Source organism: Streptomyces sp. NPDC093568 (assembly GCF_044764945.1).
Classification (GTDB): domain Bacteria; phylum Actinomycetota; class Actinomycetes; order Streptomycetales; family Streptomycetaceae; genus Streptomyces.
This window is the reverse complement of sequence record NZ_JBIWJD010000003.1, coordinates 443,355-456,452: the sequence shown is the minus strand read 5'-3', so window position 1 is coordinate 456,452 and position 13,098 is coordinate 443,355. Positions and strand designations below refer to the sequence as shown.

Here is a 13,098-nt window from a genome sequence, read left to right as displayed (position 1 = left end):
ACGGCGGGAACAGCGCGGGACGTGATCCAGTTGGCAAGGGAGCACGCCCATTGAAGGTTCAATGACGGAGGAGCCCATGCCGCCCACCCCACGCCCGCTTCGCAAGCTGGGCTTCCTCACCATCGGGCTCTTCGACGAGGCGGATCCGCGCCGGGGCCACGAGACCACGCTGGAGATCGTCGAGCTGGGCGAACGGCTCGGCTTCGACAGCGCGTGGGTCCGCCACCGTCATCTGCAGTACGGCATCTCCTCCCCCGTCGCCGTCCTGGCGGCGGCCTCGCAGCGCACCAGCCGCATCGAGCTCGGCACGGCGGTCATCCCGCTGGGCTGGGAGAACCCGCTGCGGCTCGCGGAGGACCTGGCGACCGTGGACCTGCTGTCCGGCGGCCGCCTCAATCCGGGTGTGAGCGTGGGCCCGCCGATGCACTTCGACCGGGTCAAGGACGCCCTCTACCCCGACACGGCCGACGTCGAGGACTTCGGGTACGAGCGGGTGCGGCGGCTGCTGGACCTCGTGCGGGGCAAGCCGGCCACGGACTTCGCCGGGGTCGAGGGGTTTGAAATGTTCTCCGACCGGGTGCAGCCGCAGTCCCCCGGTCTGGGCAGCCGCATGTGGTACGGCGGCGGCAGCCTGCGTTCGGCTCAGTGGGCCGGCGAGCACGGCATGAACTTCCTGACCAGCAGCGTCGTCAAGGCGGAGGGGCCCGAGGACGCCGCCCAGGCACCGGACTTCGCGGAGATCCAGCTCTCCCACATCCGCGCCTTCCGCGCCCACCACCCCGACGGCGACGACGCCCGCGTCTCCCAGGGCCTGGTCGTCATCCCCACCGACTCCGCGACGCCCGGACAGCGCGCGAGGTACGAGGAGTACGTCGCCAAGCGCACCCCCCGCACCACCTCGCCCCAGGGCCCGGCACGGCTGCTGTTCGCACCGGACCTCGTCGGCACCTCGGCGGAGATCGCCGAACGCCTGCACGCCCACGCCGGGTTCCGCGAGGTGGACGAGGTGGCGTTCGCCCTGCCGTTCACCTTCGAGCACGAGGACTACGTCCAGATCCTCACCGACCTCGCGAACGGGCTTGGTCCGGCGCTGGGGTGGCGCCCGGCGGCCTGAGCGGCAGCCCGCGGCCTTCGGTGACGACTCGGTCGAGCAGGTGCAGCGGGGCGGCTCCGATCCCGGCCGCCTCGGCCGCGTTCCAGTGGGCGAGCGCCCGGGGAAGGTCCACCAGGCCGTGGATCAGGGGCAGTTCGCGTGAGGGCCGACCGGACTCCGTGAGGTGGGCGTGGAGCAGTGACTCCAGGCGGCAGGAGGCCAGGGTGCCGGGGATCCCGGGCCGCATGGCGAACCCCGCGCTCGCGGCTTGCGGCAGGTCCTCGCCGAGCCGCGTCCGCGTGGAGCCGACGGACAGCAGGCCGCCGCCGACGACCAGGACGTCCTGGTCCCGGCTCATCCGGTCCAGCGCGCTCGCGGTGTCGAAGCAGTGCGGGAAGGAGTCGTCGACGACGATCGTGCCGGGGCGCAGCCGGTCGACGTCGAGGATCGCCGACGCGCCGCTGACGGCGGTGACGATCACGTCGGCCGCGTAGACGCCGGCGGGCAGCGTCCGCCGCGATTCCACGACCTGGACCGTCGTCCCCGGGTGCTCGGACGACAGCTCCCCGGCCAGCCGTCGCAGGCGCGCGGCGCTGCCGGGCAGGTCGCACAGCAGAAGGCGGGCCGGCGGGGCGGGAGCTGTCGCCAGCAGCAGTCGTAGCGAGGACGTCCCGATCGAGCCGCAGCCGACGACGGCGAGCGAGAGCCCGTCGAGCCGGCGGCCGGTCGCCGCGAGCGCGGCCTGGACGGTCCTCACCACGGCGACGGTCGTGGACGCGTGCCCGGTGGTGAGCGCCGCGCCGGTCGTGGTCTCCCGCAGGACGTCGTAGCCGTAGCCGGTGAGGGACGGGATCATGCCCGCGAGCGAGACGCAGCGGGCGCCGAGCGAGGCGGCGTGCTCGACGGCTCGGGCGGTGCGGGCCGCCAGGTCGCCGGCCGGGGCCAGTTCGTCGGCGAACAGCGGCAGGGCGACGAACCCGGAGTTCCCCAGCGGGGTCCCGGTCTCCTCCAGCAGACGGGGGCGGCCGTCCGGGAAGAGCAGCGCGCGGATCTCCTCGCGGCCGAAGCCGGGGCCGGCGGAGGTGAGTCCGGCGAGGGCGGCGAGGTGTTGCGGCGCCGGCAGATATCCGACGAGGGCTGCGTCGAGCCGGGACGGCCGACGGCGACCGGACCCGCGGACGGCATCGTCCAGCTCCTTGCGCATCTCCCGTGCGAAGGCGCTCACTTCACCGGAGGTGAGGGCGGCGGCCGAGGCCCGCACGGTGACACGCATCCCCTCACCGTCGGCCAACGGCCGCACGGCCAGGAACACGTCGGTACCGAGCGGCGGCGGAGCGAGGGCGGTGTCGGACTCGTCCGCGCGCAACGACAGGGCACCGTCCGTCTCGGAGCCCAGCGAGGTGAAGTCGAGGAAGGTGAAGAAGTACTGGGCGTGGTACGGCAGTCCCGCCGGCGTGCGCAGCTCACTCGGGCCCTCGGACCGGGCCAGGTCCGCCTCGGCGGCGAGGCGCCGCAGATCGTCGCCGAAGGATGACGCCTGCCGCGGCGCGGGGCGCAGGGCCACCGCCTCCGCGAACGGGCCGAACACCCGATGCGCGTCCCCCGTGGACTCCTCACGTCCAGTGACGGCGAGCCCGAGGATCAGGTCGCGTCGGCCGGTGAGTCCGGCGAGCCCACGGTAGTAGGCGGTGAGCAGCGGCGCGTACAGGGTGCGCCGCTCCGATCGGGCGAGACGGCGCAGCCCGCCGGTCGTGGCCGCGTCCAGGGTGAATCCCGTGGTGTGGAACGCCGGTTGCGCGTCGGCGTCGCCGGCGGATCGTCGGCGAAGCGCGGGTGGTGTGTAGGGCGCGTGGAGGCGAGTGCGGTACTCCTCGGCCTCGGGCCCCTGCGGGCGGAGGCGTACGGCGGACCGGGCCACGTGGTCGCGGAAGGTGCTGTCGAGCGGCGGCAGGCCGTGCGGCAGGCCGCGGTCCATGCGGTCGTAGGCGGTGAGGAGTTCCCGGGTGAGGAGTGCGGCGCTGTAGCCGTCGCCGATGAGGTGGTGGGCGTGGACGACGAGGACGTGCTCGGTGGGCGTCAGGGTGAACAGCCGCAGCCGGAGCAACGGCCAGGCCCACGGCTCCAGTCGGCGCCCTGCCTCCTCGGCGATCCGCTGCTCCAGCAGGCCGGGGTGCGCGAGGGTCTCCGACTCCACCGGCAGCCGCAACGAGTCCGGCAGCTCCTGCTGCACGGGCGGACGGGCCCCGGCCGGGAAGACCGTACGCAGCATCGGATGCCGGGCCATCAGCACGTCCACGGCCCGCTGGAGGACGTCCTGGCGCAGCGGTCCGCTCAGCCGGAACCGGGCGAGCCAGCCGGAGCCCGCCTCGGGGTCGAGGGTGTCGGCGAGCAGGAAGCCCCGTTGGGAGGGGGTGAGCGGGTAGGGGTCCGCGGGCCGTGCGGTGGCGGTGTCCGGCGTCGGGGCGGCCGGGGCGGTGGCGGCCGCGTCGAGTGCCGCCGCGAGCGCGCTCACCGTGCGGTGGGTGTAGACGGTCGTCGGGCGGGGCACCGCGGGAAGTTCCCCGCGCAGGCGGGCGAAGAGTTCCAGTACGAGGATGGAGTCGCCGCCGAGCTCGAAGAAGTCGTCCTCTCGGGCGACCTCCGGCGCGTCCAGCAGGGTTGACCAGATGCGAGCCACGAGGTGCTCTGTCGGCGTTGCGGGCAGGGTGCGGTGCTCGCCGCTCCCGCTCTCCGGGCGCGCGGGCTCGTCGGCCGGCTCGTGCTGTCGGGCCAGCAGGTTCCGGTCGATCTTGCCGGTGCCGGTCAGGGGCATCGGCGACAGCGTGCGGACGCGTCCGGGAAGCATGTACGGCGGCAGGACCCGGGACAGGAAGCCGCGGACCTCGCGCGTGCCGAGCTGGGCCGTCACCCCGGAGCGGGGCTCGATGTACGCCACCAGGCGTCCGTCGGCGAGCAGGACGGCGGCGCGGGCGATGTCCGGGTGGGTGAGCAGCGCGGCCTCGACCTCGCCGGGCTCCACTCGGTGGCCGCGGACCTTGACCTGGTCGTCGCGGCGGCCGAGGAACTCCAGGACGCCGTCCGGCCTTTGGCGGACCCGGTCGCCGCTGCGGTACCAGCGGCGACCGTCGCGTTCGACGAAGGCCTCGGCGGTGAGGTGCGGGTCGCCGAGGTAACCCGGTGTCAGCCCGGCCCCGGCGATGAGGAGTTCGCCGTCCTCGCCGGGGGCGCACAGGCGTCCGCCCTCGGCGACGACGGCGAGTTCGGTGCCGGCCACGGGGCGGCCGATGGGCAAATGCCGTACGTCGTCGGCCGGGCGGGTGTCGATGATGTGGCAGGTGGCGTTGATGGTCGCCTCGGTGGGCCCGTACAGGTTGGAGATCCTGTGCCGCGCTCCCCCGCGGGTGCCGAGCAGGTCGAACCACCGGCGCACGTGCGCAGCGGGCAGTGCCTCGCCGCCGACGTGCACCCAGCGCAGCGCCGACAGGTCCGGCGGGGTGCCGTCCCGCCCGGCCCGTGCCTCGGCGGCCGTCAGCAGCCGCTCCCACAGGGTCGGCACAGAACTCCACACCGTGATCCGGTCGTCGACGAGCCGGTCCAGCAGCGCCTCGGGGTCGCGCAGCAGGTCCCGGGGCAGGGTGTGGACGGTGGCCCCGGCCAGCAGCGGTGCGAGCAACTGGCGTACGGAGGCGTCGAAGCACACCGACGCGGTCTGCACGAGGCGGTCGCCGGGGCCGTAGCCGAAGGTGGTCAGTGACCAGTCGAGGTAGTTCAGCATGGACCGGTGGGTGATGGGGACCGCCTTGGGGCGACCCGTGGAACCCGACGTGAAGATCACGTAGGCGATCGCGTCCGGGTCGGCGGGCGGGGGTTCGGCCGGGCCCGGCGAGGCCGCGGGCCGGTCGTCGACGGTGACGGGCGTGACGCCGTCGAGGGCGTCGGCGCTCTCGCGTGTCCCGGCGTGGCAGACCACCGCTGTGACGCCGGTGCGGCTCACCTGGTCGCGCAGCCGGGTCACCGGGTGGCCGGCGTCCAGGGGCACCCAGCCCGCGCTCGCCCGCAGGATGCCCACCACGCCCACGACCGTGTGCGCGCCGGGTTCGGTGAGCAGGCCGACCAGATCGCCGGGGCGGACACCGTTCGCGCGCAGCCGGGTGGCGAGGGACGCGGTGGCGGCGTCGAGTTCGGCGTAGGTGAGGGTGGCTTGGCCGGTGTGCACGGCGACGGCGTCAGGTGTCGCCCGGAAGCGGGCGCACAGGCGGTCCACGATCCCGTCGGCACCGTCACGCCGCTGCCGGGGGACGGACGGCTGGGTCACCGCTCGAAGTTCCCGCACGTACTCCGCCGCGAGCCGCTCGACGGTCTCGGGGCGGAAGAGGCGCGCGGGGTGGTTCCAGGAGAAGTGCAGGGCGTCGTCCGACTCCCAGCACAGCAGCCCGAGCCTGGTCGCGGCGGAGGCGGTGGCCGCCGCGGTCGGGGTCACGGTGACCGGCCAGTCGCTGCCGTGACTCACGGGGAAGCGGGCGAAGCTGAATCCGGCCGGGGCGACCGTGCGGGGCGCGGGGCCGGTGGCGGGCAGCAGGGCGGCGATGTCGGGGCTGGTGAGCGTGGCGTGGGACTCCGCCTCGCGCCACAGGTGCCGCAGGCGCCGCGCCAGCGCGGTCACGGGCTCGTCCGGGTCGATGCCGACGAACACCGGGAGGGTGTCGGCGAGCGGCCCGACGAGGCGGTCGATGCCGGGCAGGGGAGCCTCGCGCCGGGCCCGTGCCACGTTCACGGCGATGTCCTGTCGGCCGCCCCAACGGGCCAGGCAGCGGCCGTACACCGCGAGGAGCAGATGGAAGAGGGAGACGTCGTTGCGGGCCGCCATGTCCCGCAGGGCCGCCGTGAGCGGGGCGTCGGCGGTCGAGTGGTGGTGGGTGAGCGGCGGCGCCGGGACGGCTTCCGGGTCGCCGTCGTACGGCAGTGCCGGAGCCGTGGTCCTCGCCGCGTGGTCGGCGACGCGCTGACGCCAGTACCGCTGGTCGCGCGTGAACGCCGCGGACTCGCGGTCGGCGGTGACGAGGGACGCGTAGTCGGCGAACTCGGTTCGTGGCGGCAGGAGTTCGAGGGAGCGGCCGTGAGCGAGCGCGCTGTAGAGGGACCAGAGGTCCTCGCACAGGATCTTGAGGCTGAAGCCGTCCGCCGCGCTGTGGTGGACGACGAGCAGCAGGTGGGCGAGGTGCGCGTCCCCTCGGTCGCGGACCAGGAGGGCGCGGACCGGAGCTTCGGCGGTCAGGTCGAACGGACGGTTGTACAGCCGTCGTTCGAGGTCGGACAGGGGCGTCTCGGCGCCCTCGGGCTCCCGCACCTGGTACCAGCGCGGCGGGGCGTCCGGCGGCTCGGCGGGCGCGGTGTACTGACGCTGCGGTGTGCCGTCCTCGGTGATGCGCAGGCGCAGCATGGGGTGGCCTACGGCGAGGTGGGCGAAGGCCCGGCCGAGGAGGTCGGGGTCCAGGGGGCCGCGGACGGTCTGGCGGAGGTAGCCGTAGGCGGTAACGCCTTCGTAGAGCGCCTCGGTGGTGAGGAAGGCGCGTTGGAGGGGGGTGAGGGGGCCGGGGGTGTCGGTCCGGGCGCGGTTCGCGTCGGCGGCTACGGCGGGGGCGGGCTCTTGCCGCCGGGTGCTGAGGTGTGTGGTCAGTTCGCCGATCGTCCGGTATTCGAAGAGCAGCGTGGCGGGCAGGGGCGACCCGAGTTCCGACTCCAGGCGGCGCGCGAGGTCGACGGCGGTGAGCGAGTCCAGGCCCAGGCTCAGGAACTGCTCGTCGTCGCCGATGTCCTCGGGCGCACGGTGCAGGGCCTCGGCCAGCAGGCGGCGTATGAGGTCGGTGATGCGCGAGGGGTCGGTCGCCTCGCCTCGGCCGCCGAGGGAGGGGGGAGTTGTCGTGGTCGGACGCGGTGCGGGAGTTCGCGGAGTCGGGACCGGGAGGTCCCTGGTGACGGCCGGCGTCTCCGCGGACGTCACCAGCACGTGCGCGGCCTCGGTGGCGACGGCCGTCCGCAGGGCCGTGACGGCCTCCCGCGCGGTCATGGGACGCGGGCCGCGGACGGGCGGGCGTGCGGCGGCCGCGAGTCCCGCGTCGGCGACGGGCCCGAAGCCGACCGCCTGCCACGGTCGGCCCGCGGCTCGCTCGGCGGCGGCGAAGGCGTCCAGGAAGGCGTTGGCCGCCGCGTAGTCGCCGAGCGCGCCCGCGAGGCCGGGCAGGACCGAGGAGACGGAGGAGAAGGCGACACGTACCGCCGGTTCGTGGCCGTGTCGGCGCAGGGCCTCGGCGAGCAGCACCGCGCCACGCACCTTCGCCGCCAGCACCTGCTCGATCTCCGCGTCCGACTTGGCACGGAGGGTTCCGGGCCGGACCGTCCCGGCGGCGTGGAAGACCCCGTCCAGCGGGGGCAGTTCGGCGAACAGCGCGTCTACGGCGGCCGCGTCGGACACGTCGGCCGCGTGGTAGCGGGCCCGTGCGCCCTGGTCACGGAGTTCGGTGAGCAGCGCGTCGGGCACGTCCTCGGAGCGTCCGGTCAGGATCAGCTCGCACGGGCCGCGCTCAGCCAGGTCACGCGCGAGCTCGGAACCGAGCCCTCCGGCACCCCCGGTGATCAGATAGGTGCCGTTCGGCGGCAGGACTCCGGGAACGGCGGGTGTCACGGCGACGTCGGCGGGCGTACGGCCGAGCCGTCGTCCGGCGCGCCACGCGACCGTGCCCTGCGCGCCCGGCTCGGGGGGCGCGTGCAACTCCTGTACCAGGGCGTCGACTTGGTCCGCGAGCGTGTCCCCGGAGGACAGGTCCACCGCACGCGCGGCGAGCCCTGGGTGCTCATCCGGGAGTGCCAGTGCGAAGCCGTGCGCCAGTGCCCGCGCCGGGTTCGGCTGTTCGGTCTGCGACGTGCCGGTGACGTAGGCGTCCTCGGTGACCACCAGAAGGTGCGAGCAGTCGCGGACCAGGTCGAGGACCCGGCGCAGCGCCGTGACGGTGGCCTTCGTGATGGCGTCCGGGCCGTGCGGGTCCCCCTCTCCCAGCCACACCACGGTGTCCGCCGGCGTCGCGAGCCCGGTTTCGTGCTCCCCGACCACTGTCATCCCACGGCTCGCCAGCCGCTCGGCCAGCGCCCGGCCCAGCACTGAGTCGCCACCGAGCAGCCGGGCCACGCGGGGCCCGGCGCCCGGCGTGAGCGGTGCGTCCCGCCAGTCGAGGCGTCGTACCGAAGGCGTCGCGTCGGACGGGCGTGGCCAGTGGCGGGTGCGCTGGAAGGGGTACGTCGGCACCGGCACCCTCGGCCGCCCGGCGGCCGGGGTCGTCCGGTCCAGGGTCGCTCCGCGCGCCCAGAGCCGGCCGGCGGTCTCCAGCAGCGCTCGTGCCGGGCACGCGTCCGCGTCGCCCTTGGCCGCCTGGGTGACGCCTGTCGACAGCACCGCCACGTCCGAGGCGTCCCGCGCGCCGGCGACGGAACGGACCGCTCCGCCCAGGGTGTTGCCGGGCCCCAGTTCGAGGAACGTGTCGTAACCCTCGTCCAGAAGCCGGGCCACCGTCGCCCCGAACCGCACCGGCCGCACCGCGTGGGCCTGCCAGTGGGCGGGCGTGAGACCGGGCTGCCACTCCCCCGTGACCGTGCTCAGCATGGGTACGGTGGCCGGCTTGACGGTCAGGGCCTTCGCGGCCTCCCCCAGCGGATCGAGGACCGGCTCCAGCAGGGGTGAGTGGAAGGCGTGGGAGACACGGAGCCGGCGGGTCGCCACCCCGCGTCTCGTCAGCTCGGCGAGGGCTCGGTCAATCGCCTCCTCGGTGCCTGAGATCACCACCTGTCCCGGGCCGTTGACGGCGGCCACGCTCACCGGGCCGAGGATGCCGGCGACGGTGTCCTCGTCGCCCCTCACCGCCGCCATCGCACCAGGGAGGGCCAGTTCGCCCACCAGCCGCCCGCGCTCGGCGGCGAACGCGACGGCCTCGGCCATGGTCAGCGAACCGGCGACGCACGCCGCCGCGATCTCGCCCACGCTGTGCCCGGCGACCGCGTCGGCGACCACGCCCCACTCCGTCAGCTGGCGGGCCAGACCCACCCCGAACGCGACGAGCAGCGGTTGCGCGACCTCGGTCCTGGCCAACTCCCGCGGATCCATGCCGGGATCGAGGCACCACTCGGCGAGCGAGCGACCGAGCACGGGACCGGTCAGCGCGGACGCCTCGTCGATGACCTCACGGAACACCGGAGCCGACCGGTACAGGGCACTCCCCTGGCCGGGTCGCTGGGCTCCCTGCCCCGGCAGCAGGAACACCGTCCGGGGCCGGGACCGGGCAACCGTGAGGTCCGTCGCGCGGACGGCTTCGAGACGGTCCGCGAGATCCCCGTCGGCGACCACGGCGAGACGGTGAGGACCGTCGTCGCGGGCGGTGTTGACCGTCGCGCAGATGTCCGCTTCCGGCGTGTGCGGGTGCGTACGCACGTGTGCGGCCAGGTCTGCGGCGGCCGCGCGCAGGGCGTCAGCGCTGTGGGCGGAAACGGTGAGCAGGTGCGGGCCTGCGGCCGCAGCGCGCGTCTCGGGCGTGTGGCGGGGGGCCTCCTCCAGGACGGCGTGTGCGTTGGTGCCGCCGAAGCCGAAGGCGTTCACGCCCGCGATCAGGGGCCCGTCGGCCCGCCATTCCCGTTGTTCGGTGACGAGTTGGAAGCCGGGGGCGACGTGTTGCAAGTAGGCGGCGGGCGTGGTGGCTTCAGGGCCCGGCGGGACTTGGCGGTGCTGCAGCGCCAGGACCGTCTTGACCAGGCCCGGCAGGCCGGCGGCGTTGAGCAGGTGCCCGATGTTCGCCTTGACCGAGCCGAGCAGGCGCGGCAGCCCGTCACCACGGGGCGGGAAGGCATGGCCGAGCGACTGCGCCTCGACGGGGTCGCCGACCGGGGTGCCGGTTCCGTGTGCCTCGACGTACGTCACCGTCTCGGGGTCGATGCCGCACTCGTCGTAAGCCTGGGTGATGACCTCGCGCTGGGTGCGCGGGTTCGGGGCGAGCAGGCTCAGGGACCGGCCGTCGTTGTTGACTGCCGTGCCCCGCACCAGGGCGAGGACTTCATCGCCGTGTCGCCGCGCGTCGTCCAGGCGGGTGAGGACGAGGGCCGCTCCGCCCTCGCCGGGCACTATTCCGTCGGCTGCGGCGGCGAAGGGGCGGCTGCCGCCCGTCGGGGACAGTGCGCCGGCGCGGGCCAGCAGGCGGTGACCGGTCGGGGTGAGGGCGAGCTGGACGCCGCCGACGACGGCGATGTCGCACTCGCCGCTCTGGAGGCTGCGGCGTGCCAGGTGGAGCGCCACGAGCGCCGAGGAGCAGGCGGTGTCCACGGCCAGGGCGGGGCCGTCGAGGTCGAGTGCCTGGGAGAGGCGGGCGGCGATCAGGTTGGGCAGGTTGCCGGTGAGGGCGCCGGGGTGGGCGGCCAGGTCGCCGTCGGCGGCCGAGGCGAGGATCTCGCGGTATCCGCTGTCGCCGACGGCGGCGAACACACCGATCCGGCGCCCGCCGCGGCGCGCTCCCGCGTACCCCGCGCGCTCCAGCGCCTCGTGCGCCAGCTCCAGGAAGATCCGCGCCTGGGGGTCGGTGGCGCGGGCCTCCTCGTCGTCCATGCCGAAGCGGTCGGCGTCGAAGGCCGCGGGGTCGGGCAGGAAGGACCCGTGGAAGCCGGCGGTGTCGGTGTCCGGCGTGCTGTCCCAGCGGCCCTCGGGAACGGGGGCCGTCGTGTCGCGGCCGGAGACGAGCAGCTCCCAGAAGGCGTCCGGTGTCTCGGCGCCGGGGAAGCGGCATGCCATGCCGAGCACGGCCAAGGGACCGTTCCCCCGGCCCTCGGTGGGCGGCTCCGGGGCGCGCCCTCCCGCCGACGGCTTGTCGCCATCGGCATCGGCGAGGAGGGCCAGCGCGTGGCCCGCCAGGGCGGCGACCGTGTCGTGGTCGCGCAGCGCACGAGGCTCCACCGTGACGGAGAAGGCGTCCTCGATCCCGGCGAGCACGGCCATCGCCTTCAGGGAGGAGCCGCCGAGGGCGAAGAAGGGGGCGTCTCGGTCGATGTCCGAGGGGGCAAGGTCCAGCGCTTGTGCCCAGATCCCCCGGACCACGTCCTCGACATCGCTGCGCGAGCGCGGGGGCGACGCGCGGTGAAGGCCGTCGTCCTCCGGGCGGCCGGCGGCGCGAACGGCGGCCGCCAGCCGCCCCTCGACCGCCCGGTAGCCGCCCGACTCGAAGCGCTCGCGCATCAGCGCCCGCCGCAGTTTTCCGCTGGTCGTCCGGGGAAACGCGCCCGGCGGCAGGGGCAGCACCCGTACGTCGTCGTGGCCGAGCGCCTCACGGACCCGGGCCGCTGCCGCGTCCAGCACCGGAAGTGCCGTGGCCAGGGCGGGCCTTGCCCACTGCACGAACACCACCACCCGGTCGGCGCCGGTGTCCGGATCGGTGGACCCGACCACGGCCACCGCGCCCTCGGGCAGCCCCGGCGTCGCGGCGGCGGTCTCCTCGAGATCGGGTGCGTGGAAGGTGCGGCCGCCGACGAACACGACGTCCTTGTGCCGGCCGGTGACACACAGCCGCCCGTCGTTCAGGAAGCCCAGGTCGCCGGTGCGCAGCCAGCCGTCGGCGAACGCGGCGGCGCTCGCCTCGGGCGTGCGGTGATAGCCGCGGGCCAACTGGGGGCCGCGGACCTCGATGTGCCCGACCCGTCGGTCGCCGAGCGGGTCGCCGCAGCCGTCGGTGACACGGACCTCGCAGTCCGGGACGGGACGGCCCACGTCCATGAACTCGACGGTGTCCGGGCCGGGGTCCGCGGGGACGGCCCGCCCGCGGCTGAGGGCCTTCCGGTCGAGTCGCAGGGGCGCGGCGACCTCCCCGAGCGGGGGCACCGTCACGGCGAGCGTCGCCTCGGCCAGTCCGTACACGGGAAGCATGGCCGCGGCGTCCAGCCCGGCAGGCTCCGCCTTGGCGGTGAAGTCCCGCCACACGCGCGGCGCGATCGGCTCGGCGCCCACCAGCATCAGACGCACGGAGGTCAGGTCCAGTGCGGCCCAAGTGCTCTCCGGCACGCGCCGCACGGCGAGCGCCAGTGCGAAGTTCGCCGCCGAGAGCAGGGTCGCGCGGTGCCGTGCCACCGTCTCCAGCCACAGTGCGGGGCGCTTGGCGAAGGTCAGGGGCTCGAGTCGTATCTGCTTCAGGCCGGCCGCGAGCGGGACGAGGTGGGTGCCTATCAGGCCCATGTCGTGGAAGTACGGCATCCAGGTGGCCACGACGTCGTCGGGGGTGATCGCCATGGCGGTGCGGATCTGCCGGAGGTTCGCGAGCACGGCCTGGTGGGTGAGTTCCACGCCCTTGGGGGCGCCGGTGCTGCCCGACGAGAACTGGAGGAACGCCACGTCCCGCGGGTCCGGGCGGGGCAGCGTGGCCGGCGGCCTGCCCTCGCGCAGCGCGGCCACCCGCAGGGCGCGCACCGGCCCGGGAAGTTCCGTCAGCAGGTCCGCGGTGGTGTCGTCCACCATGACGGCGGGCCTGCCCAGGAACTCCCACACGGGTCCCACCCGTCGCGCCTGCGGAGCGAGCGGCACCGGCACGAGCCCCGCCGCCAGCGCGCCCCAGAACATCGGCTGGAAGTCCTCGCCGTGAGCCGCGAGGAGAGGGACGGGGGTGCCGGGCTCCAGTCCCGCCGCCCGCAGGCCGCCCGCCACGCACAGGGCGTCGTCGCGGAGCCCGGCGTAGGTCACGGCGTGCTCGCCGCCGTCCCCGCGGACGTGGACGACGACCTGACCGGGTGTCTCCTCCGCCGCGCGCAGCAGGATGTCGAGGAGCGTGACGGCGGTGCGAGGGCCCGGAGTCGGCATGTGCTTCCTTCCTCGTCGCACGCGGCGAGGGGCACGCGGGCGCGCTCTGCCGACGGCGGGTACCCGGCGGGAGCGATGTCGATCATTCACCTGTACGACGACGAGTCTCGTACATCGGTTCACCGGTGCGTTCATG

The 13,098-nt window shown here is 74.8% G+C and carries 2 protein-coding genes; one reads left to right on the top strand and one right to left on the bottom strand.

From position 1 onward, the window contains the following. The first annotated feature begins 76 nt into the window (after positions 1-76). Entirely contained in the window at positions 77-1,114 is a 1,038-nt protein-coding gene (locus tag ACIRD7_RS16145) for an LLM class flavin-dependent oxidoreductase (RefSeq protein ID WP_403453458.1), read from the top strand. Here ACIRD7_RS16145 and ACIRD7_RS16140 read toward each other — a convergent pair. Beyond that, the gene (locus ACIRD7_RS16140; protein WP_403453457.1) at positions 1,059-12,962 is read right to left on the bottom strand and encodes an amino acid adenylation domain-containing protein; all 11,904 of its coding nucleotides are present in this window, start codon (positions 12,960-12,962) and stop codon (positions 1,059-1,061) included. The genes ACIRD7_RS16145 and ACIRD7_RS16140 overlap by 56 nt on opposite strands. Positions 12,963-13,098 lie beyond the last annotated feature (136 nt).